This window comes from Vibrio cholerae (assembly GCF_008369605.1).
Lineage (GTDB): Bacteria > Pseudomonadota > Gammaproteobacteria > Enterobacterales > Vibrionaceae > Vibrio > Vibrio cholerae.
This window is the reverse complement of sequence record NZ_CP043554.1, coordinates 1,625,575-1,647,845: the sequence shown is the minus strand read 5'-3', so window position 1 is coordinate 1,647,845 and position 22,271 is coordinate 1,625,575. Positions and strand designations below refer to the sequence as shown.

Genomic DNA, 22,271 nt, shown 5'->3' with positions numbered 1-22,271 from the left:
ACCACAAAAGGTTCTGATTAACAGATCACCTTGATTGCCAAGCCACCTTGTGAGGTTTCACGGTACTTAGCATTCATGTCCTTGCCGGTTTCCAGCATGGTTTCAATCACTTTATCCAGTGAAACGCGTGGGGCAGAGGAACGACGCAGCGCCATACGGGTTGAGTTGATCGCTTTCACCGCTGCAATGCCGTTACGCTCGATACATGGCACTTGTACTTGTCCTGCAACTGGGTCACAAGTCAAACCAAGGTTATGTTCCATCGCGATTTCAGCGGCCATACAGACTTGCTCTGGGCTACCGCCTAAAAGCTCAGCAAGACCGGCTGCTGCCATAGAGCAAGCGACACCCACTTCACCTTGACAGCCCACTTCCGCACCAGAGATAGAGGCATTACGCTTGTACAGACCACCAATCGCGCCAGACGCGGCGAAGTAACGGATGTAGTCTTTCTCCGTCACGGTTTGGATGAATTTGTCGTAGTAGGCGAGTACGGCAGGGATAATGCCACACGCACCGTTAGTCGGTGCCGTTACCACGCGACCGCCTGCTGCGTTTTCTTCGTTAACCGCAAACGCATACATGTTTACCCAGTCAACCACCGCCATTGGATCGTTGGTGGTTTTTTCGGACGTCAGCAGTTGTTGACGCAGCGCTGCCGCACGGCGTGGTACACGCAAAGGCCCAGGTAGGATGCCTTCGGTGTTCATCCCGCGTTCCATACACTCACGCATGGTACGCCAAATGTTCGCGAAATAGGTGCGCACTTCTTCGTCAGAATGCATGGCTTTTTCGTTCGCCATAACGAGCGTGCTGATCGAGAGGCCACTCTCTTTACATTGGTTCAGCAGCTCTTCCGCTGAACGGAAAGCGTAAGGCACTTGAATAAGAGATTCGTTCTCTTTACCAAAGTGCTCTTCATCAACAATAAAACCACCACCGATAGAGTAGTAAGTTTTGCTGAAGATTTTCTCGTCGTTGATCCATGCGTGAATCTGCATGCCGTTTTCGTGCAAAGGCAGATTAGTGCGGTGGAAATTCATCCCACCTTCACGAGGGAAAGAGACGGTATGACAGTGCATACCAACAGGAAGACGTTCTGTTTCTTCTACACGAGCGATAAAGCTCGGAATCGAGTCGATATCCACTTTCTCTGGCGTATTGCCTGCCAGACCCATGATGATAGCGATATCCGTGTGGTGACCTTTCCCTGTCAGTGATAGCGATCCATAAACGTCCACGGTGATTTTAGTGACGTCGCGCAATTTTCCCATTGAGCGTAGTTCGTCAATAAACTCTTTACCCGCTTTCATCGGTCCAACCGTGTGTGAACTTGAAGGACCAACACCGATTTTATAGATATCAAATACACTAATCATTTTGAATGCCTCAAAACTAAGCCCCCCTAAGGGTAGGGAGGCTTTTGGTATAGTTATGTTTTGTGTTTTAAGCTCATACGCAGAGGTAGAGATTAAAGAGCGCCGTAGATTACAGAACTAATCGCAGCCAAGCCACAAATAACTGTAAAAATCTGTACAGGTGCTGAAGTCTTGAACTTAGCCATTGCAGGCACTTTGTGCATTGCAAATACAGGCAGCAGGAACAAGATAGCAGCAATCATTGGTGCGCCCATGGTTTCAATCATACCTAGGATGCTTGGGTTCACAATTGCCACAATCCAAGTGGTGATGACGATGAAGCCCAGAGAGATTTTTTCGATCTTGCTGACTTGCATGTTGCTGCGTGATTTCACCAGACCGACTAGACCTTCATGAGCACCTAAGAAGTGACCGAAGTAGCTTGAGGTGATCGCTGCAAATGCCACGATTGGACCTAAGTACGAGATGATCGGTGAAGCGTGTTCATTAGCTAGGTAAGACAGAACAGAGATGTTTTGTTCTTTTGCCATCGCCAGCTCTGCAGGAGACAGTGACAAAACTACCGAGAATACGAAGAACATCACGAAGCCCATCAGCATCATCGCTGCACCGCCAGTGATCATGTCCGTTTTTTGTACGGCTTTATCACCAAACTGTTGGCGTTGCTCTTTAGAGAACTGAGAAATGATTGGGCTGTGGTTGAAAGAGAACACGATGATTGGGATCGCAAGCCATACGATAGCAGGCATTGCTGACCAGTCAGGTGCGACTTCCATCATGGAAGTGTTCCAATCTGGGATCAGGTAGAAAGAGAGCGCCAGTAGGATAAATACCAGAGGGTAAACCATGGCAGAAGTGGCTTTCAGCATCAGCTCCTTACCAAATACCACACCAGCAGTCATCGCCGTGATCAGTGCACCAGATAGCAACCAGCGAGGAATCGACTCCATGCCGATTTGGTTAACGAGGAAAGAATCCACCGTGTTAGTGATGCCCACACCGTAGATCAGAACGATAGGATAGATGGCGAAAAAGTAAGCAAAAGTAATGAGGTTAGCGCCAGCTTTACCAAAATGTTCTTCAACCGTGTCAGTGATGTCTGCATCAGGATTTTTTGCAGATAATACGAAACGAGCGAGAGACTTGTGTGCAAACCAAGTCATTGGGGCGGCAATCAGTGCGAGAAGAACTAATGGCCAGAAGCCACCCGCACCCGCTTTAATAGGTAGGAACAGGACACCTGCACCAACCGCTGTACCGAAAAGGGACAGAGCCCAGGTGAAATCTTTATAGGTCCACTTGCTAGCAGAACGTGCTGTAGAAGTAGCCGCTGTTGTAGTATTCATATGTTTTTACTCATTTTGGGAACAGGAAATAAGTCGGAGCGCATTTTTGCACATTTTTCACATAAGAAAACTAGATCTAAATCATGATTGGTTGTACTTATTGAAACTTCTATCAAAAACCTATTTTTGATCACGAAATTGGCGTGCCACATGTGAGAATTGTTAATGGGTTGGATTAGATTTAGTTATGTTTGCGTGAAAAATTCTCAGTGAATGGTCAGGAAAACGTTTGCTTGTCTTTTTGATTAGATTTTCTAATGATTTTTATTGCCTTGCCCAAAGTGAGAAAAATAGGCCTTCAAACTAACTCATTGTAATTAATAAATTGTTTTTGAAGGGATTGGATGATTTGTGCGGTCATACCCCATATAAAATGTTGTTTATAGGAGAGGGCGAACAGTTTATGACGGTGGTTTTTTAACTGAAAAGTCCCGCTGTAGATCTTTTTTCGATCAAGCAAAAAACTGATCGGCACTTCAAACACTTCATCGACTTCGTTGTGATCGAGCTGAATCGGGTAGTCGGATTCGACAAAAGCTAAAAAAGGCGTCACGGCAAATTGGCTTACGGTCACTAACTCAGGCAACTGACCAACAATACGAATTTTCTCTTCTGGGATGCCAATCTCTTCTCGTGCTTCTCGCTTTGCCGTCTGCTGTAACGAGTGGTCGCTCTCTTCGTACTTTCCGCCGGGAAAACTGATTTGCCCGGGATGATGCCTCAAATGTGCTGCGCGCTTGGTCATGATCACTTGTAGGCCTTGCGGGCGTTCTACTACGCCAATCAATACCGACGCTTTACGTAGCTTCTCTGGTGCTAAATGTGCGACGCGCCGCAAGCTTTCCTGAGGATAGGCGGCGGGTAAATGGAGCTGAAACTGCTGGATAAACTCGTGACGGCTAATGTTTTGCAAAGCAGGCCTCTATACCGTGATTAACGTATAACACCTGTTATAGCGTGTTTCAAAAGGATGCGCTGTCGGTTACTGCACATTTGCCGGATATGATATCCCCTTTCTACCGACTTGACGCTGTACGTAGGAAGGGGATGGCTTGAGAAGAAAACCGCCAGCGAGCATAGGCGGTGCTGACGGTGGTTCAAACTAAGAGTTAGGATTCTAGGGTTGGAAGAATTCGGCTTAACTTATCTAGCGTTTCTTGATACTCCGCAGCTCCTTCGCTGTCAGCCACCAAGCCGCCACCCGCCCAAGCGTAAAGCTGCTGCTGATAGGCCACTAAAGTGCGGATCGTGATGCTGGTATCCATTTTTCCATGACGGCTGAGATAGCCAATTGAGCCACAATAAGCGCTACGGCGATGCGGCTCGAGCTCTTCAATGATTTCCATTGCCCGCACTTTGGGCGCTCCCGTAATCGAACCGCCGGGAAAACAGGCGCGTAACAGATCGGCGGCTTGGTATTGCTCATCCAGTGTTGCGCGAATCGTGCTCACCAGATGGTGTACGGCGGGAAAGCTCTCCACATCAAACAACTTAGGTACATGCACGCTACCCGGCTTTGCCACACGACCAATATCATTACGCAGCAGATCGACAATCATTAAATTCTCGGCCTGATCTTTTTCTGCGCTGACTAAATCTTGCTTGAGTAGGGCATCTTGTTGCTTGTCGGCATGGCGTGGACGTGTGCCTTTGATCGGTTTGGTTTCAATCACTCGATCGCAAACTTGCAGAAAACGTTCTGGAGATACACTCAAAATTGCGCCTTGCGGCAAACGCAAAAAGGCGGAGAAGGGCGCTTGGTTACCTTTTTCCAGCTTCAAATACGCTTGCCATTCACTACCAGTGTAGTGAGCCTGAAAACGCTGCGCGAGGTTGATCTGGTAACAGTCTCCCGAGCGTAAATACGCCTGCACACGAGCAAATTTATCTTGATAGGCGGTATAGCTCATATTGGAGCGCCAAGGCGATGTGAGAACAAAGTCAGTTACTTCGCTTGGCTTTATCGCCTCTTGTTGGTTTAACCAACCCCAAGCGTCTTCAACATTTTGTCCGACCAATTGCGCGGTGTGCTGTTGGTGATCGACCACAAGCGCCCAAGAATAGATGCCCACGGCCATATCGGGCATAGTAATGTCTTGTTCTGCCAAGCTAGGGAGGACTTCGACTCGGCGTCCTAAATCATAGGCAAAATACCCCAGAGCACCGCCAACAAAAGGTAAATCCGACGCATCAGTCACTTGAGGAAGATACTGCTCTTGGATGTCAGCAAGCAGCGCAAAAGGATCTTTTCGTGACAATGTCACGCCGTTCTGGGCGTGAATTTCAGTTTCATCACCAAAAGTCACTAAAGTGGCGAAAGGATTGGCGACCAGAATATCAAAGCGGCTATCCATATGGGTGGTAGACGCGGATCGCAGCAGCATTGCCCAAGGTTGCTGCTCAATGGATGTGAAAAATTGTTTAGCAATATCAGGATGATAAGTTAATTTTTTGTGTTCAATTGACAAAATTTGGTTGTTATTCATTTGTGTAATTTGTGACAGAGAAACCGTTCATTGCGTAGCATCGCAGGGAAAGCAAGAGTATCATAAAAATCTCATACAAAGCTGCTACTTAAAGAGTGAGCGTCTCCTTCGGTTTTGGAAGCAGTAATTCACCCAAGTCGCAGTACACGGAAGCATAACAATAACGAGGCGAGCAATGACGGTAATACGCAAGCAAGATGTGATCAGCAGTGTCGCTGATGCGCTGCAGTACATCTCCTACTACCACCCATTAGACTTTGTAAAAGCCCTAGAAAAAGCCTACCAACGTGAAGAAAGCCAAGCGGCGAAAGATTCGATAGCGCAGATTTTGATTAACTCGCGCATGTCTGCAGAAGGCCACCGCCCCATTTGTCAGGATACGGGTATTGTCACTTGTTTCGTCAATATTGGTATGGGCGTGCAATGGGATTCGACCGACATGACGGTGCAGCAGATGGTGGATGAGGGCGTGCGCCAAGCGTACACCAACCCAGATAACCCACTGCGTGCTTCAGTATTGATGGATCCTGCGGGCAAGCGCATCAATACCAAAGACAATACCCCTGCTGTGGTGCACATCAACATGGTGCCTGGCGATAAAGTGGATATTCAAATTGCGGCCAAAGGTGGCGGCAGTGAAAACAAAACCAAGATGGTGATGCTCAATCCGTCCGATGATATTGCGGAATGGGTAGAAAAAACCGTACCCTTGATGGGCGCGGGCTGGTGTCCACCGGGCATGCTTGGCATTGGTATTGGTGGTACGGCGGAAAAAGCGGCCGTCCTCGCCAAAGAAGCCTTGATGGAACACATTGATATTCATGAGCTTATCGAGCGTGGTCCGCAAAATGCGGAAGAAGAGTTGCGTTTAGACATTTTCAACCGTGTGAATAAGCTCGGTATTGGCGCGCAAGGCCTTGGTGGTTTGACCACAGTGGTTGATGTGAAAATCAAATCGGCACCGACACATGCCGCTTCCAAGCCTGTCTGCATGATCCCCAACTGTGCGGCGACACGCCACGTGCATTTCACACTCGATGGCAGCGGCCCTGCGCAGTTAACACCGCCTAAGTTAGAAGATTGGCCACAAATCACTTGGGAAGCGGGCGCGAATACGCGTCGTGTCAATCTTGATAACATCACCCGTGAAGAGATCCAAACGTGGAAAACCGGTGAAACGGTTCTGCTGTCTGGCAAGATCCTCACTGGTCGTGACGCCGCCCATAAACGCATTCAAACCATGCTGCAAAAGGGCGAAAAATTGCCTGACGGTGTCGATTTGAAAGACAAGTTCATTTACTACGTTGGCCCTGTGGACGCGGTAGGCGATGAAGTGGTTGGCCCAGCAGGTCCTACAACTTCAACTCGTATGGACAAGTTTACCGACATGATGCTGGAAGAGGTCGGCGTCATGGGCATGATTGGTAAAGCTGAGCGAGGCCCAGCTACCGTTGAATCGATCAAAAAACACAAAGCCGTTTATTTGATGGCAGTCGGTGGTGCTGCTTACTTAGTGGCGAAAGCGATCAAGAAAGCTCGTGTAGTCGCGTTTGAAGACTTAGGCATGGAGGCAATCTACGAATTTGAAGTCGAAGATATGCCAGTCACTGTTGCTGTGGATTCAACGGGCGCGAATGCGCACCAAATCGGCCCAGATACTTGGCGGGTCAAAATCGCTGAAGCGGCCAAGTAAAGGCTTGCCTCTCTCTTCTCAGCGAGGAACTTGGCAAAAAAATGACAAAGGTGCACGTAAGTTGCACCTTTTTAATAGGATACCTTTCCTACTCGAAGCTGTAGTTTTGGTATACAATTCATTTCGTTATCGATAGGTCAGGAGTTAGTAGGCATGCCTCGTTTTATTCAGATTCTACAAATCATTATTGCTGTGGTGATCGGTGCTGTGGTCGGTTACGACCTTATTTTGAACGGTATCAGCATTTTTAATGATAAATACGTCACCATCACCTGCGGTTTATTTGTGCTGCTTGAGATCGCACTGTTTGTCATCTACAAACTGATCGAAGAAGATTAATTCCTCTTATCGCTCCTGTGACTTGAATGGCTTATAGCTTATAGACAGGAGCGAGCCATTACCCATTGTGATTTTGCTCTGTGCCTAGTACTTACCTGAGCAAAAGCGATACCCGAATGACTTAGCGTTTCAGTTAGTCAGCACTGCTGCCACTTTAAGTAGGAAGGGTATATTCATCTCACATTAAGCTTGAGCTTATTAAGCTGTGCGAAATCCTGATTTGGAGTGAACAATGCAGCGTATTCGTCAAGAAATGAGCGACTTTATCCATCGTGGCCTCGATTCTCATGTCCGTCTTGCGGTGACGGGACTTTCGCGCGCAGGTAAAACGGCGTTTATTACCTCTCTCGTCAATCAACTGCTGCATACGTCCAGCCATCATAATCTCCCTCTGTTAGCGGCGGATCGTGAGCAGCGCTTGATTGGCGCAAAGCGTGTACCGCAAAGCAACATGATGGTGCCACGCTTTGCCTATGATGAAGCGTTAACCGAGTTGCAAAGCAGCCCTGCAAACTGGCCAGTGCCAACCCGAGATGTGAGCGAAATTCGTTTGGCGATCAAATACAAGCCGAAAAAACGCAGCAAAAAGCTACTCACCAGTAGTGCAACTCTCTATCTCGACATTATCGACTATCCCGGAGAGTGGTTGCTCGATTTACCGCTATTAGAGATGGATTACGCCACTTGGTCAGCACAGCAATTTCATGCTCTGCATGGCTTACGCAAAGAGCTCGCTAAGTCTTGGTGTGACGCTGTGGAGCAGCTTGATCTTCACCAAGAAGCCAATGAGCAAACCTTGGCGTCGATTGCCGCGAGTTACACCGACTATCTGCATCAATGTAAAGCCAGTGGGCTGCATTGGGTTCAGCCGGGACGATTTGTGTTGCCAGGGGAGCTGGAAGGTGCGCCTGTGCTGCAATTTTTCCCGTGTCATGCGCCGCAGGGCTCAGTGAGCAAGCAGAGCTATTACGCTTTGCTGCAAGCGCGCTATCAGGAGTACCAAAACAAGGTGGTAAAAGTCTTTTATAAGGACTATTTCGCGACGTTTGATCGCCAGATTGTGTTGGTGGATTGCTTATCGCCGCTCAATGTTGGGCATGAATCGTTTTTGGATATGCGCAGCGCGCTGGAGCAAATCATGCACAGTTTCCGCTATGGGCGCAGTGGTTTGCTCAGCCGTTTATTTGCACCCAAAATCGATAAAGTCGTCTTTGCGGCCACTAAGGCTGACCATGTGACACCGGAGCAACATGTCAATATGGTTTCTCTATTGCAGCAGATGATCCATCCCGCCTGGCAGCATGCAGCCTATGAAAATATTGAAATGAACTGCATCAGCATGGCTTCGGTGCGCGCCACTCAATCGGGTTACATCATGCAGGGAGAGCAGAAGGTGGCGGCGATTCAAGGTGTCACACTGGAAGGTGAATCCATCACGCTCTTTCCCGGAGAGGTTCCGCGCAAACTGCCAGATCCCGATTATTGGCAGCGTCAGGCGTTTGATTTTACGGCGTTTCGCCCACTGCCCACGGCGATGGATGAGCCATGCCAGCACATTCGAGTCGATAAAGCCCTCGACATTCTGATTGGAGATAAACTGCGATGAGCGATCTTAAAACCAAACAGATTTTTAGCGAGCCACTGCAAGGTAGTTTAGAAACGCCGAGCTTGACGGCCCAGCAGCAGTTTAGCGCACAAGAAAAGTTTGTGCCCATGAACATGGAAGAGCCAGCAGAAGAGGCATTGGAAGTAGAGCTCGACACCATCATTCGACCCAGCAAAGGGCGCAAATGGTTTGCCGGTGGCTTGTTTGCGGCTTTCAGTGGTTTAGTCGCATGGCAGGCTATCGATAGCGTAGTACAAGCCATTCAAGATTCGGACTGGCTCAGCCTAGGATGGGTGGGGTTTATCAGTGCTTTGGCGACGTTAGGATTGGGCGCTATCGCGAAAGAGTTGTGGAAACTGCGTCGTCTACGTCAGCATTTTAGTGTTCAAGAACAAGCGCAAATCTTAATGGAGAATGATGCAGTTGGCCAAGGCCAAGCCTTTTGTCAGCAGATCTCCAAAGAAGGTCAGGTTGATAAACAGGGTTACCAGCGTTGGCAATCGGCGCTCAATAGCAGTCATAGTGATGCAGAAATTATCGATTTATACGATGCGTTGGTGGTCGCGGAGCAAGATAAACAAGCCAGCCAAATTGTCACTCGTTATGCGACTGAAGCGGCCGCATTAGTGGCGATTAGCCCACTCGCGATTGCTGATATGTGGCTGGTGGCTTGGCGTAACTTTTCCATGGTGGATCAACTGGCAAAAGTGTATGGCGTTGAACTCGGTTACTGGTCACGCATAAAACTGTTTAAAGCCGTATTGCTCAACATGGCGTTAGCGGGAGCGAGCGAATTGGCTGTCGATGCCAGCGTTGATCTGTTTTCGATGGATATAGCAGGACGCCTTTCTGCCCGTGCAGGGCAGGGTGTAGGCGTGGGTATTCTGACAGCGCGTTTGGGCATTAAAGCGGTAGGGTTGCTGCGTCCACTGCCATGGCACCCCGATCGTCAACTCAAACTGAGTGCGGTTCGTAAGCAAGTCGTGAGTAAAGTTGCTGCTTTGCTCGCCAAATAACCTTTCATTCTCGGAAACTGCGATCCGTTATCACGGATCGCTTGACGCCGATCTGGGCTTGGGCGAAACTACTGTCAACTTTTCGTGACACTTTCAAACAGGATCCTATTAAAGTGCGTCTTGAAGTCCTCTGTGAAGACCGATTAGGTCTGACTCGCGAGTTACTGGATATTCTCGCCTCCAAAAGCATCGATCTGCGAGGGATCGAAATCGATGTGATCGGTATTATTTACCTCAATTGTCCTGATATTGATTTTGAAACCTTCAGTGAACTGATGGCGGAAATTCGCCGCATTCCCGGGGTGAAAGATGTCCGTAAAATCCAGTTCATGCCGATTGAACGGCACAACACCGAATTGATTTCTCTGCTCAATAACTTGCCTGATGCGGTATTGGCGATCAACCTCAAAGGCGCGGTGGATATGGCTAACCACGCTGCGGCTGCATTGTTCAATCGTGAAGAATCCAGCATGATCGGCCAGCAAATTTCAGCCTTGATGCCCGTCTTCAACTTCACACGTTGGCTGGAAGGCAGTAAGTCTCGTCTGCGTGAAGATGTGGTCTTGGATGGACTGGATTATGTGATGGAAATCATGCCCGTCTACATTTCGAGCGATGCCAAACAATCCACCTTAGCCAGCGCGATGATGATGTTACGTGCTGCGAATGCGGGATTGACTAGCACAACTCAAATCCCACTACAGAGCAACTTAGGCTTTGAACATTTTGTGGGTGTTTCGAATCGACACAAAAGCCTGATGAGCCAAGCGAAAAAATTGGCCATGCTTGATCAACCTCTACTGATTGAAGGGGAAACCGGCACAGGTAAAGAGATGCTCGCTAAGGCGTGCCATAACCGTTCGGATCGTTCTTCTGCACCCTTTTTGGTACTGAGCTGCGCGTCGATGCCGGATGATGTGGCTGAAACCGAATTGTTTGGTCATGCGCCGGGCTCTTTTAACCATCAACAAGGCCATAAAGGGATTTTTGAGCAAGCCAATGGTGGCACTGTATTTCTGGATGAAATTGGTGAAATGAGTCCACATTTGCAAATTAAGCTGCTGCGCTTTTTGCAAGATGGCACTTTCCGCCGTGTCGGGGAGGAGCATGAAATCCACGTGGATGTGCGTGTGATTGCCTCCACACGTCATAATTTAGCGGATTTGGCCGAGTCGCGCCGTTTTCGGGAGGACCTGTTCTACCGCCTCAATGTCTTGACGCTGCGTATTCCACCTCTGCGTGAACGCCCAAGTGATGTACAGCCGCTGCTTGAACTCTTCATCACCAAACACTGTAACAAGTTGGGCATGCTCAAACCTAAGTTGACCGACGATCTGCTGGATAAACTCAGTCAGTATCAGTGGCCGGGCAATATGCGCCAACTGGACAATATGGTGCTGCGTGCCTTAACTGAAATTGAAGGGGATGTGCTGGGTATTGAACCGTTCCACCTACCGCAAGTGGACAGCGTAAGTTCTGCGCCTAGTATCAACCTCGATGGTTCGCTCGACGACATCATGAAGGAGTACGAATCGCAAGTGTTGGATCGTCTGTTCCAATCTTTTCCTTCCAGTCGTAAGTTGGCGAAAAGACTCAATGTTTCTCACACGTCGATCGCGAATAAGCTGAGGGATTATGGAATAAGGAAGCGCTGATGAATGGATTAAACAGCGAATGCCATTTCTATCAAACCGATGGTGACATTGTTGTACGCTGCGCGCAAATCAACGACGCCGAGCGTTTAAGCCAGTATTTTGTGGATAACCGAAGCCACTTGATTGAGTGGGAGCCAAGGCGTGAAGCTGAGTTTTTTACTGAGTCCGGCTGGCTGCAAAGGCTAATTAAGCTCAATGAATTGCACAAAATGAAGCTCGGTTACTATCTACTGATTTTGGATGCGCAAAATGATGCCATGTTAGGCACCATCTCATTTAGCAATATTATCCGCTTCCCATTCCATGCGTGTAATGTCGGTTACTCGCTGGCCTATGAGGCGCAAGGCAAAGGGATCATGACGCGTGCTTTGACGATGGCTTGTCAGTACATGTTTAGCGAGCACAACATGCATCGCATAATGGCTTCTTACATTCCGCACAATAAACGCAGTGAAAATGTGCTCAAACGCGTGGGTTTCGTGCTTGAGGGCCATGCTAAAGATTACTTACTGATCAACGGTAAATGGGAAGACCACAACCTGACTTCGCTGATCAATCCCAATTGGAAAGAATAACCCGTTCGGCGAACCCCAAACCCTTTGGGAGTACGCAAAACACATTATTGAACAAGCGAGCCAAAACGGCTGGCTGAAAGTTTAAGGAAACTCAATGTCTTATTTGCCTTTGGATCAATACCAAAGAAAATGGATTTTTACCCATGCGTCGATGCCAGTGCCTGAAGCTGATCTCGCTCAGATAAAACCGATGGAACCACTGCGCGCGGCGCAATTTTGGAAAGAGAACATCAGTGACATGAGCCCTGATGCTGAGCGTTTGAGTTCTCACGACTGGCCACGCAAAGCCAATAGCTGGTCTGGTGAGACAGGCTGGATGGCGGAGTGGGAGAGCGATGAACCAGAATTGCCGGAAGCATTGGCAGCCCATCTGCCATGGCAAGATGATGTCACCGTGTATTTCTGTTACGAGAAATACAACGTACTGGAGACCAAATGGTCAGTCTTTAAGCGCCATTGGAAGAACTTTCTGTTTTACGATGATGGCCCGTTTTTGCTCGGTCGTCGGCGTAAAGAAGCGCTCTGGTTTAGTAGCGAAGGCAAAGTAAAATTCGGGCAGCGCCCATAAAAAATCCGGCATCGGCCGGATTTTTCTCTTCTTATCTCTTTCTTTCCTATGATTGACCGCGGTGCTTTTACTCTTGAGTCACTTTAGTCGGTGATTTCGCCGCGGACAGGGTAGAGCCCATGGACGCAGTAATGATCATAAAAATCGCCAGCCACTGGCTCCATTGTAGGTTTTCACCCAAAATGGCTAACCCCGCCATCGCGGCAATCGCAGGCTCTAAGCTCATTAATACACTGAAATGCTGTGTAGAGAGTCGGCTGAGTGCCACCATCTCAAGGCTATAAGGTAGGGCACTCGACATTACGGCGACCAGCAGTGCCATCGGCAGAATCGACCAGCTAAAAATCGAGGCTTCGGCCAATTGAGTGGCGATTGGGAAATAGATGACTGCGGCAACCAGCATCCCAATCGAAACCGTCATACCGCCTGAGCCTACGCTGCCAGCACGTTGTCCGAACCAGATGTAGCCAGCCCAAAAACCGCCAGCAATTAATGCGAGCGCAACGCCAATAGGATCTAACGCATCAACGCCGTTCATATCCGGTAATAAGAACACAATACCGAGAATAGCCAACGCAACCCATATCAGATCTTTCTTACGCTTAGAGGAGAGTAAGGCGAGCAGCAGTGGGCCTGAAAATTCTAACGCTACCCCAATACCCAGTGGAATACGTTCGATAGCGAAGTAAAAACTCAGCTGCATCCCACCCAAACTTGCACCATAAATGCACATAGAGCGCCATTGTGGCCAGCTGAGGCGTGCACGCCAAGGGCGGAAAATCAGCATTAAAATCAGGGCAGAGAGGCTGATGCGTAGCGCTACGGTACCGCCCGGGCCGACCAGTGGAAACAACTGTTTCGCAATCGATGCTCCGGATTGGATGGTGATCATAGCGGCGAGCAAGCTAAGAATAGCAATGAGTAAAGGAGATTTTATTGTTGGCATAAATAATGAAAAACTCAGCAGAAAGTGCGAAGAGATTATGCCGTAAAAAGGTCTGTGGAGATAGGTGGGCGTATGCGCCCACCTCGATTGGGTGGTTTCTCCAAGTTGTTTGGGTATAGCTTATTTCACGTAGAAACGTGGGTTACTGGTTCCCCACAGCGTATACAACTCAGGGAAAATCAGCTCAGCGTTGTTTTCCATCTCACTGACCGCGATGCTTTGCTTCTGTTGCTGACCAAACAGAACCACTTCTTGACCGGGGAGCACGCCCTTAATCTCGGTCACATCAACCACAGTCGTGTTCATCGATGTCACTCCCACGACTTTGGCGCGTTGTCCATTGATCAGTACTTCGGCTTTATTGCCCATTTTGCGCGGGTAACCATCAGAATAACCCACAGGCAGGTTCGCCAGCACACTGTCACGGCTGGTAGTAAAAGTACTGTCATAACCCACAGTTGAGCCCTTTGGCACATGGTGCAGCGAAGACAGACGTGTTTTGAAAGAAACAATCGATGGGTATTCAGGGTTGGTTGGCAAATCACCAAACAACACGCCACCCGGACGAACCATGTCCAGTTGTGCTTCTGGCACATTGAGCGCGGTGTAAGAGTTCGCAACATGCAGTGTGATCTCTTCACGTTTCAAATTGGCTTGTTGCATTAGCCAAGTTGAGCTCTCTTTGAATTGAGCCAGTTTTGCGCGCACTTCGTCCGCATTGTAATTCGGGAAGTGGGTCATAATGCCAACGACACTCAACGAAGGTTGAGTCGCAATAGAGACGGCTTCTTTCTTGCCTGCTTCCGTGGTCATATCAATGCCGTTACGGCCCATGCCGCCGTCATTCAGCGCAATGTGGACTTTGATCGTTTTACCACTTTGTTTGGCAAGCTCCGCCAGATCGAGGGCTTGTTGGTGGGTACCAATCAGCTCCTCGATATTGAGATCGAGTACCGCGGACATTTCACTTAGGCTGGCAGATCGCACACGGATCAGTTCACCTTTAAATCCACTTTCACGCACCGCACGCGCCTCTGCATTACTTGCCACCCCTACACAAGGAATGCCTTGCGCGATAATGGTCGGCATTAAACCACGAATACCGTTACCGTAAGCGTCGGCTTTCATGATGGCGCAAATTTTGGTGTTGGCGTTCATGTGTGATTTGAATTGTTCGATGTTGCTTTGGAATTGGCCTAAGCTAATCTCCAGCCAAGAATTACTTTGCTGAATTTGAGCGGCATCCGGTAAAGCGGTGTCGATGTGTAATGGCGCAGCAGAGAGAGAGAAAGAAGGCAAAGTCGCCGCGATAGAGAGAGAAAGCAGCGTGGCTTTAAAATGCATGATATCTCCTGTGGTTATCATTGATGGAACATTCTTCTTGCGACTGAGAAGCGGCTGCTCCAAGTCGCAAGAAGTATAGAGAAAGACGCCGCCCTGTAGGCGGCGTGAAAATTAACGAATCTTAAATCGGCGTAGCGTATCTTGTAGCGAAACTGCGAGCTGAGTGAGTTCACGACAAGCTTGGGCTGTCTGTTGTGAACCCTGCGCGACTTCTTGTGACGCCAAGTGGATGTTTTCCACATTGCGGCTGAGTTCATCCGCGACCGAATCTTGTTCACTACATGCGCTGGCGATTTGTGTACCCACATCGGCGATATTGGCAATCGACTCTTCGATAGAGATCATCAAAGACTGAGAGTGGTTACCTTGTTCGACACACTTATCGATACTGGAGCGAGAACGTTCAGTCGCATCTTTGGCTTGTTTGGCCATGACTTGCAGTTTTTCAATAATCGTGGTGATTTCACCGGTTGAATCTTGGGTACGACCCGCCAGAGTCCGAACTTCATCCGCAACTACCGCAAAGCCGCGGCCTGATTCACCGGCACGTGCCGCTTCGATAGCCGCGTTGAGCGCGAGGAGGTTGGTTTGGTCGGCAATACTGCGGATCACATCAACCACAACGTTGATCTGGCTAGATTGCTGCTCAAGTTCACTCACGGTTTGACCCGCCTCTCCGATAATATCGGCCACTTGTTGGATCGAGCGAACCATAGAAGCATTTTCACGAGCCCCTTCTTGTGACTTGTGATTGGCTGCCATCGCTTGGCTAGCAGAATCTTCGGTGTTACGAGCTACGTCCGCCACTGCCGCTTTCATTTGCGTCATTGCCGTTGCTACTTGAGTGATTTGGTACTGCTGCTCTTTCATACCGTCTGCAGACTGGTTAGAGATCTGCGTCATCTCTTCTACTGCGCTGCTAAGCTGAGTCACCGCTGAAATGATTTCATCAATCAGTTGACGGAGGTTTTGCTGCATCTGCTCAGACGCATTGGCCAAGGTTCCCAATTCGTCATTACCAATGGAGGAGCGATCCATTGTCTGCGACAGATCGCCTTTGGCAATCGCATTCGACTGCTTCATCACAATCGCCAACGGACCGCAGATTAGGCGAGTTAACAGCCAAGTCATGAATACCATGATGGCTAAGATAGCGATATTGCTGGCCACTGAGGTGGAGTTGAGCGTCTTCACTGAACTTAAGATTTGCACTTTGTTGCTGTCCATAGCTTGATGCAAAATGCCGATCAGGAGCGTGAAATCGCTCTCTAACGCTTCGAAAGTACTGAGTGAGTTGGCCAAAATGGGGTAAGCCTCATCGGCACCTTGGGTCAAAAGCGTCTGGTTAAATTGATCGGTGACCGCCGTGTAAGCATTCCAATTTCCCATGAGACGTTTGAAGGTTTGCTCTTCTTCGCCCGGCCATACGGTTTTACCGTAAGCCACCAGAGAATCGTTGATTTCTGATTGAACGCGATTATTACGCTCGATAGTTTGGCGAATTTGCGCTTCATCTTTCATTGGCAGTACCGCAAACTGGGTACGCCGCCAGTAAGACATCTTGTCTTTTATCGCATCGACATTTTCCATTGCCGGTAAGGTGTCATCGGTGTAGTTGAGTAATTCAGATTGGATTTTATCTAGCTCTGAAATCAGGTAGATGGCGAATCCTAGGCTAATTACTGCAATAACCGAAAACGAGGCTGCAATTTTTTTGCCTATCGACAAATTTTTTAGAAACATGAATGTTTTACCTTTAGATTGATGTCACTCAAAGTCGCGTGAATAACAACATCCTTATCTGCGACAAAGTTACGTATGTCCCAAAGTCGGCGCATACTATCATTTCAATTGTCAATTGACGACTCTTATAAATAAAGTTAGCAAATGCCACAGAAAGCGCAGATAAATTTATTTATGTTTTTATTATTTCTGCCTTAAGAGCCATTTTCAGTGAACGATTTGTTAACTGTGACTCACTTTTGTGTATTCCCCTGTTAAGAAACTTTAATCATTGATCTAACACCAAACATTTCTTTTTTAAGCATCAATAATGACGATTGCCGCGGTGATAGCGTGCCAGCTCCTCGCCAAACACATAATCGATTCTCAGGAAGAGTGAATATGATGCGCCCTTATCTTAAATATATTATTCCGTTGCTGATCCCCATGTTGGTCTTGATGCTTCCTACCACCGCATTCCCTTTCGAGGGGCTGACTGTCATACAACAAAGGGTAATCGCGATTTTCCTATTAGCGGCGCTCTTGTGGGTATTTGAACCGATTCCTATCTATTCCACGTCGGTGGTGATCATTGTGTTCGAAGTGCTGATGCTGTCCGATAAAGGCTTCATTTTGTTTCGGTTGGGCGAGGGGACAAGCGAATTTGGTGCTTTGCTGAAATCAACTGAAATCATGGCAACCTTTGCCAACCCTATTATCATGCTGTTTTTAGGTGGTTTTTTCCTCGCGATGGCCGCAACCAAATACCGGCTGGATGTCAACTTAGCCCGCGTACTGCTCAAACCATTTGGCAATAATCCGAAGTACGTGATGTTGGGTTTAATGATGATCACCGCAGTGTTCTCGATGTTTATGTCGAACACGGCTACTACGGCCATGATGCTCTCTATTTTAACGCCAGTGATTGCTGTTTTTGGTCCTAAAGATCCGGGGCGTGTGGCGTTTGCGCTCTGTATTCCGGTGGCCGCTAATATTGGAGGTATTGGTACTCCAATAGGGACGCCACCCAATGCAATCGCGTTGAAATATTTGGTGGGCGATAACTTAATTACGTTTGCCGAATGGATGGCATTTGGGATCCCATTCGTGGTGATTTTAATGGCGCTCGCTTGGCTGCTGATTGAGTTTATGTATCGCGCTGAGCAGAAAACCATTGAATTAACCATCAAAGGTAAGTTTTTAAAGACGCCCAAAGCCATCGTTGTTTACATCACATTTGCATCGACCATTTTATTGTGGATGCTCGGTTCACTGCACGGTATGAACTCCTATTCGGTCGCCTTAATCCCTGTCGCGGTCTTTTCGGTGACCGGCATTATTGGCAAAGAAGATTTAAAAATGATCTCTTGGGATGTGTTGTGGTTAGTTTCCGGTGGTATTGCTTTAGGTTTAGCCTTAGATAAAACCGGTCTGGCAGAACTGGTTGTCCACAGTATTCCGTTTGACCAATATTCGCCCTATGTCGTGATTCTCGGTGCGGCCATCCTCTGTTTGCTGATGGCGAATTTTATGTCACACACCGCAACCGCTAACTTGCTGATGCCTATCATGGCTGCGCTTGGGGCATCCATGACGTCACTCAATCCTTTGGGCGGTGAGGTGACGCTGATTCTGGTGGTCACTTTTGCGGCGTCTTTAGGGATGTCATTGCCGATCAGTACGCCACCGAATGCGCTGGCTCATGCAACAGGGAATGTACAGAGCCAACAAATGGCAAAAGTGGGCATTATCTTGGGGATTTTGGGGGTACTGATGAGCTTTGTGATGGTGTGGATCCTCAACATGGTCGGCCATTAAGGAAACGTTATGTCCAACTTAGCGGCCGTTATTGAGCGCTATTTCAACCATACCGATCGCTGTATTACCTTACCGGCTGGGTCAATTTTGCTTGCCCAAAATGGTTATAACGATCGGCTTTACTATTTACGAAGTGGCCACGTTTCTGGCTATTTTGCTGAAAAAGGTGAGCGGCGCATTAAAGTATTTTCTGCCGCTTCCGGCGCATTTATTGGGGTACACAGTTTTTTCTCTGGCTTGTGGACGGCGTCATCCACTGTGATTGCCGATAGTGAGGTCGAGTTAGCGTGGATTGATCGTGATACACCAGTGCAGGATGTGGAGCAGTATGGTTCACTCAGCACTCAATTCATGCCTGTGATTGTGGCTGAGTTATCTCAGCGGCAGCGAAGAGCCACTCAAGAAGCGGTTGCCAAAGAACGCGCTTTAGAGCGGCTATATTCTGCTGAGCAGATGACGACGCTGGGCCAGCTCGCGGCGGGCATTGCTCATGAGCTCAACAATGCCATTGGGGTGGTCAGCAGTAAAACAGAACGCCTAGAAGCCTTGTTTATGGAATTACTGGAAGAAGTGCATCCAGAAGCGAGTCAGTTTTTTGATTTTGGCTTGCTGTTTGGGCAGAAAGTGTCATCCAGTGAAGCGCGTGAACGCGGTGCTGTGTTTGAAAAGCAGTATCAGCTACCCAAAGATATCGCCCGCGAGTTAGCCCGCGCGGTTCCCGCTAATGAGCTTTCCGCTCACTGGCTGAAAAATCCGCATTTAGCGATTCGTTATTGGCAGATGGGGCGAGATTTGCATGACTTGCGATTGGCCGCAAAACATTCGGTTGGGATAGTCAAATCGGTTAAGCAGCTCGGTCGAGCGGATATTCGCTTGGATGAAGAAGTGGATTTGAACAGCACCATCAATCGCGCTTTGGCCCTGTTACAAAGTGACTTACGTCGTGTGTCCGTGCGGATGCGTCCGGGAAGTTTACCCATCATCAAAGGCTCGCAAACCGAGTGGGTACAGGTGTGGATCAATTTAATTAAAAACGCCTGTGATGCGATGGCGCAAACCACGGAACCTACGATTGATATTCAAACCCGCTGTTCTCGCCAGCGTCTATACGTGACGGTCGCCAATAATGGACCAGAAATAGATGAGGCCACGCGGCGTAAGATTTTCCAACCCAGTTTTACCACCAAGAAAGAGGGACTCTCGTTTGGGCTTGGGCTGGGGCTGGCGATTGTCAAACGTATTGTCTCTGGCTATGGCGGAACCGTTGCGGTGAAAAGCGATCAGGACAAAACCATTTTTAGGATTAAATTACCAGTTGAGGGATACCATGGAGAAACTGAACATCATTTGCGTGGATGATCAACGCGAAGTACTGAGTGCGGTGTTACAGGATTTAGAGCCCTTGAGCCGCTGGATCAATATTGAAGACTGCGAATCGGCAGACGAAGCTTTGGAGCTGATGGATGACCTTGATGCCCAAGGGGAATGGGTGGCGGTCGTGATTTCTGATCACGTGATGCCGGGCAAAAGTGGCGTCGAGTTGCTCAGTGAAATCAGCGCTGACCCTCGCTTCATACACACTAAAAAGGTTTTACTCACTGGGCAAGCCACCCACACCGACACCATTAATGCCATCAACACGGCTGGGATTCATCACTACTTTGACAAACCGTGGAGCGCTAAAACCTTGGTGGATTCTGTCCGCAGTTTAGTGACTCACTATGTGTTTGATCAGCGTTTAGATTACACCGAATGGCAAAGCGAGTTGGATAATACCATTGTGCTTTCCCGACTGCGTGGTTGAAGTCGGGAAAGGCGATGTTAGGTGAGCTTAGTGGTGAATCTCGTTATCCCAAGGCTGCAAATTAGCTTGAATCGACTGTTCAAGCTCGGCTAGCCAAGCATAACGTTTGGTATAGAGTCGGCGCTTAGTTTTCGACAAGCTGAGAGGGTCTTTACGCGGTGGATGCGTTGGGAGCGAATGCCAATAAGGGTTAATCGCTTCACCACCCATTTCTTGCCATAACTCGGAATACTGAAAGCGTACCGAACTGCGTTTTGAGCCGATGTAACGCAGCGCCTGATAAACATGCCCCTCATTAGTCACACCATAGACTTTCTCTACACTCCAGTAGCGTGCCAAAATCAGCAGGACTTCCATAATCAGCGCCTTAGGACGCAATCCATGCAACTGATGGGTTAATTGACGGATGATCTCTTGGCGATTTTCAACGTTGGGTCCCGGGCCTTGCAACGCGCCAATATGAATCACAGGTTTGTTGCGACCACTGATATTGAACGCGAGCGTGAACAGGGGTTGGTGATCTTGACTGAGCAAGACCAGAGCAAGTGAACCTTCGCGCTCTGGGCCGTGGCAGAGCTGAATCGAAAACAACTCGTGTTGAAACAGCGACCAGCCTTGATGACGATAAATGAGTGGAAGCAGTTGAGCATGGCGCTTTTCCAGAAACGCAAAATGTTCAATAAGCCGTTGTGCACGCTCTTGGGGTGACCATTTCACACAAACATAAGGTTTCAACGGTTTTTCCAAGGTGCGTGGATAGTGTTGGCGAACCGGATGAAAAGAGGGCTGATTCAGTAAATCTTGGATACGAGCCAAGGTATCCGGCATCAAGATCCCCCACAGACAGAAACGAGCGTTATAGCGAAGCTTCTTGACCCCGCGAATATCGGGATAAATTTCAGCAGCGAGAGTGGATAAGCTTTTTAAATAATCAATGCGTGGGTTCATATCAAAGCCATTTCGGTAGCGCAGGGCAGTTCAAGCAGAAAAATCAGACAGGAGGAGCTCCTGTCTGAAGGCGGTATCGTTTAGAAGTGCTAGCCGACTAGAAGTGGTAAGCGACGGTTGCACCAACGAGCCACTGGTTTGCGCTGTCGACGATGGGGGAATGAGCGATATCAGAGCCTAAACGAGTGTACGCACTGGTTTGGGTGATTTCCCAACGGTCATTAATTGGGTAAACCAATTTGTAACCTAGGTTGTAAGAGAAGTCGCCACCCGCATGGTAGGCTTTACGTTGCGCGGTCGCTTCTTTGTCTTTTACACCGAAATAGTAGTTGTTGTAATCCGAACTCTGGTAACTGATACCAGCAAAAGGTACTAAGTCAGCGACACCCAAATCGATGATATGGAAGTAGTTAACGCCCGTTTTGTAGCCTTTGTTCTCATTAAGAATATCGTGTTGGAAGTAGGTTGATACCGTACCGTCACCCAGCGCGATATCGGCGTTTAAACCTAGGTCAACCGTGGCTTTGCGCTTGTCCATGCCTTTGACACTGTTTGCTGAATCTTGGTCATAAGCAACGCCGCTGCCAGTCAGATAAGTGCCTAGATTCACGATATCGCCTGTGTTGCCAAAGAAGCGGTAGTTGAGGCCTGAAAGATCAGCGTTGAAATCTTCACCGTGGTAACCAAAGTTCAGTAAAGCACCGTAAGATTTGTCTTGATCCTTGAGTAGGTCAGTACTGCCAAAAGCACCCACTTCCGCAGCCCATTGACCTTCGTGGGTATAGATATTGCCGTTACGAATGTAAGTTTGGGCAGCTAGAGCGTTGCCTGCGATAAGTGATGCTGTGATAAATAGTGCGATCTTTTTCATTATGTCCTTCCAAGTAAGAGCTTATGTTTGGATGTGAACACTGTACAAAATCGCTAGCGAGGACAATATCAATAGTTTGTATGGCTATGTCTGACTTTTGTCAGAGCGGCTTATCCCTGTCTACTTATCTTTTCTAATTGAAGCTGAAATCATGT

General features: G+C 48.3%; 19 protein-coding genes. 10 read left to right on the top strand and 9 right to left on the bottom strand.

The annotated features are described in order from the left end of the window. Positions 1–17: 17 nt before the first annotated feature. The 4 genes from F0316_RS07640 to pabB form a co-directional block, all read right to left on the bottom strand. The gene (locus F0316_RS07640) at positions 18–1,379 is read right to left on the bottom strand and encodes an L-serine ammonia-lyase (RefSeq protein WP_000626426.1); all 1,362 of its coding nucleotides are present in this window, start codon (positions 1,377–1,379) and stop codon (positions 18–20) included. 92 nt (positions 1,380–1,471) lie between these two features. Beyond that, positions 1,472–2,725: a serine transporter gene (locus F0316_RS07635; RefSeq protein WP_001098618.1), complete on the bottom strand. Its 1,254-nt coding sequence runs from the start codon at positions 2,723–2,725 to the stop codon at positions 1,472–1,474. A 298-nt stretch (positions 2,726–3,023) separates the two neighbouring features. Then, on the bottom strand, positions 3,024–3,638 hold the full coding sequence (locus F0316_RS07630) for a CoA pyrophosphatase (RefSeq protein ID WP_001179677.1): 615 nt from the start codon (positions 3,636–3,638) through the stop codon (positions 3,024–3,026). Between the two features lie 196 nt (positions 3,639–3,834). Continuing rightward, complete coding sequence (gene pabB, locus F0316_RS07625; protein WP_149560372.1) at positions 3,835–5,211, bottom strand: aminodeoxychorismate synthase component 1; 1,377 nt, start codon at positions 5,209–5,211, stop codon at positions 3,835–3,837. Positions 5,212–5,386: 175 nt separating this feature from the next. On the opposite strand from pabB, the gene F0316_RS07620 reads away from it, so the two are divergent. From F0316_RS07620 to F0316_RS07585, 7 genes are all read left to right on the top strand, one after another. Beyond that, a complete protein-coding gene (locus tag F0316_RS07620; protein WP_000216111.1) occupies positions 5,387–6,904 on the top strand; it encodes a fumarate hydratase in 1,518 nt (505 codons plus the stop codon). 153 nt (positions 6,905–7,057) lie between these two features. After that, positions 7,058–7,243, top strand: a complete 186-nt coding sequence (locus tag F0316_RS07615) for a hypothetical protein (protein WP_001137099.1) — start codon at positions 7,058–7,060, stop codon at positions 7,241–7,243. Positions 7,244–7,475: 232 nt separating this feature from the next. Next, complete coding sequence (locus tag F0316_RS07610; RefSeq protein WP_149560371.1) at positions 7,476–8,849, top strand: YcjX family GTP-binding protein; 1,374 nt, start codon at positions 7,476–7,478, stop codon at positions 8,847–8,849. Then, positions 8,846–9,865, top strand: coding sequence for a YcjF family protein (locus tag F0316_RS07605; RefSeq protein WP_149560370.1), 1,020 nt, complete (start codon positions 8,846–8,848; stop codon positions 9,863–9,865). Before F0316_RS07610 ends, F0316_RS07605 begins: the two co-directional genes overlap by 4 nt. A gap of 113 nt (positions 9,866–9,978) precedes the next feature. Next, positions 9,979–11,520, top strand: coding sequence for a transcriptional regulator TyrR (gene tyrR / locus F0316_RS07600; protein ID WP_001888682.1), 1,542 nt, complete (start codon positions 9,979–9,981; stop codon positions 11,518–11,520). Next, entirely contained in the window at positions 11,520–12,095 is a 576-nt protein-coding gene (rimJ, locus tag F0316_RS07595; RefSeq protein ID WP_001013815.1) for a ribosomal protein S5-alanine N-acetyltransferase, read from the top strand. The genes tyrR and rimJ overlap by 1 nt, the downstream gene beginning before the upstream one ends. 94 nt (positions 12,096–12,189) lie before the next feature. Beyond that, on the top strand, positions 12,190–12,663 hold the full coding sequence (locus tag F0316_RS07585) for a DUF2947 domain-containing protein (protein WP_000121064.1): 474 nt from the start codon (positions 12,190–12,192) through the stop codon (positions 12,661–12,663). Positions 12,664–12,730: 67 nt separating this feature from the next. On the opposite strand, the gene F0316_RS07580 is transcribed toward F0316_RS07585, so the two are convergent. From F0316_RS07580 to F0316_RS07570, 3 genes are all read right to left on the bottom strand, one after another. Beyond that, positions 12,731–13,609, bottom strand: coding sequence for an EamA family transporter (locus F0316_RS07580; protein ID WP_002052047.1), 879 nt, complete (start codon positions 13,607–13,609; stop codon positions 12,731–12,733). Between the two features lie 120 nt (positions 13,610–13,729). Then, entirely contained in the window at positions 13,730–14,953 is a 1,224-nt protein-coding gene (gene alr, locus F0316_RS07575; protein WP_000545500.1) for an alanine racemase, read from the bottom strand. 111 nt (positions 14,954–15,064) lie between these two features. After that, the gene (locus F0316_RS07570) at positions 15,065–16,696 is read right to left on the bottom strand and encodes a methyl-accepting chemotaxis protein (protein WP_000478915.1); all 1,632 of its coding nucleotides are present in this window, start codon (positions 16,694–16,696) and stop codon (positions 15,065–15,067) included. 384 nt (positions 16,697–17,080) lie between these two features. Between F0316_RS07570 and F0316_RS07565 the strand changes: the two genes are divergently transcribed. Genes F0316_RS07565 through F0316_RS07555 form a run of 3 tightly spaced genes read left to right on the top strand, consistent with a single transcriptional unit; the run spans position 17,081 to position 20,297 of the window. After that, complete coding sequence (locus F0316_RS07565; protein WP_172626043.1) at positions 17,081–18,493, top strand: SLC13 family permease; 1,413 nt, start codon at positions 17,081–17,083, stop codon at positions 18,491–18,493. A gap of 9 nt (positions 18,494–18,502) precedes the next feature. Further along, the gene (locus F0316_RS07560; RefSeq protein WP_000067031.1) at positions 18,503–19,852 is read left to right on the top strand and encodes an ATP-binding protein; all 1,350 of its coding nucleotides are present in this window, start codon (positions 18,503–18,505) and stop codon (positions 19,850–19,852) included. Beyond that, positions 19,821–20,297, top strand: coding sequence for a response regulator (locus F0316_RS07555; protein WP_046121658.1), 477 nt, complete (start codon positions 19,821–19,823; stop codon positions 20,295–20,297). Before F0316_RS07560 ends, F0316_RS07555 begins: the two co-directional genes overlap by 32 nt. Before the next feature lie 27 nt (positions 20,298–20,324). Here F0316_RS07555 and F0316_RS07550 read toward each other — a convergent pair whose 3' ends face one another. Both F0316_RS07550 and ompV read right to left on the bottom strand, forming a co-directional pair. Next, a complete protein-coding gene (locus F0316_RS07550; RefSeq protein WP_032474690.1) occupies positions 20,325–21,245 on the bottom strand; it encodes a VirK/YbjX family protein in 921 nt (306 codons plus the stop codon). A 97-nt stretch (positions 21,246–21,342) separates the two neighbouring features. Beyond that, the gene (ompV, locus tag F0316_RS07545) at positions 21,343–22,116 is read right to left on the bottom strand and encodes an outer membrane protein OmpV (RefSeq protein WP_000717059.1); all 774 of its coding nucleotides are present in this window, start codon (positions 22,114–22,116) and stop codon (positions 21,343–21,345) included. Positions 22,117–22,271: the final 155 nt, after the last annotated feature.

What these genes read in the sequence shown, in the direction of transcription:
- F0316_RS07640 (WP_000626426.1), bottom strand. Translation starts at nt 1,379, where the DNA reads ATGATTAGTGTATTTGATATCTATAAAATCGGTGTTGGTCCTTCAAGT.
- F0316_RS07635 (WP_001098618.1), bottom strand. Translation starts at nt 2,725, where the DNA reads ATGAATACTACAACAGCGGCTACTTCTACAGCACGTTCTGCTAGCAAG.
- pabB (WP_149560372.1), bottom strand. Translation starts at nt 5,211, where the DNA reads ATGAATAACAACCAAATTTTGTCAATTGAACACAAAAAATTAACTTAT.
- F0316_RS07620 (WP_000216111.1), top strand. Translation starts at nt 5,387, where the DNA reads ATGACGGTAATACGCAAGCAAGATGTGATCAGCAGTGTCGCTGATGCG.
- F0316_RS07615 (WP_001137099.1), top strand. Translation starts at nt 7,058, where the DNA reads ATGCCTCGTTTTATTCAGATTCTACAAATCATTATTGCTGTGGTGATC.
- F0316_RS07610 (WP_149560371.1), top strand. Translation starts at nt 7,476, where the DNA reads ATGCAGCGTATTCGTCAAGAAATGAGCGACTTTATCCATCGTGGCCTC.
- F0316_RS07605 (WP_149560370.1), top strand. Translation starts at nt 8,846, where the DNA reads ATGAGCGATCTTAAAACCAAACAGATTTTTAGCGAGCCACTGCAAGGT.
- rimJ (WP_001013815.1), top strand. Translation starts at nt 11,520, where the DNA reads ATGAATGGATTAAACAGCGAATGCCATTTCTATCAAACCGATGGTGAC.
- F0316_RS07585 (WP_000121064.1), top strand. Translation starts at nt 12,190, where the DNA reads ATGTCTTATTTGCCTTTGGATCAATACCAAAGAAAATGGATTTTTACC.
- F0316_RS07580 (WP_002052047.1), bottom strand. Translation starts at nt 13,609, where the DNA reads ATGCCAACAATAAAATCTCCTTTACTCATTGCTATTCTTAGCTTGCTC.
- alr (WP_000545500.1), bottom strand. Translation starts at nt 14,953, where the DNA reads ATGCATTTTAAAGCCACGCTGCTTTCTCTCTCTATCGCGGCGACTTTG.
- F0316_RS07570 (WP_000478915.1), bottom strand. Translation starts at nt 16,696, where the DNA reads ATGTTTCTAAAAAATTTGTCGATAGGCAAAAAAATTGCAGCCTCGTTT.
- F0316_RS07565 (WP_172626043.1), top strand. Translation starts at nt 17,081, where the DNA reads ATGCGCCCTTATCTTAAATATATTATTCCGTTGCTGATCCCCATGTTG.
- F0316_RS07560 (WP_000067031.1), top strand. Translation starts at nt 18,503, where the DNA reads ATGTCCAACTTAGCGGCCGTTATTGAGCGCTATTTCAACCATACCGAT.
- F0316_RS07555 (WP_046121658.1), top strand. Translation starts at nt 19,821, where the DNA reads ATGGAGAAACTGAACATCATTTGCGTGGATGATCAACGCGAAGTACTG.
- F0316_RS07550 (WP_032474690.1), bottom strand. Translation starts at nt 21,245, where the DNA reads ATGAACCCACGCATTGATTATTTAAAAAGCTTATCCACTCTCGCTGCT.
- ompV (WP_000717059.1), bottom strand. Translation starts at nt 22,116, where the DNA reads ATGAAAAAGATCGCACTATTTATCACAGCATCACTTATCGCAGGCAAC.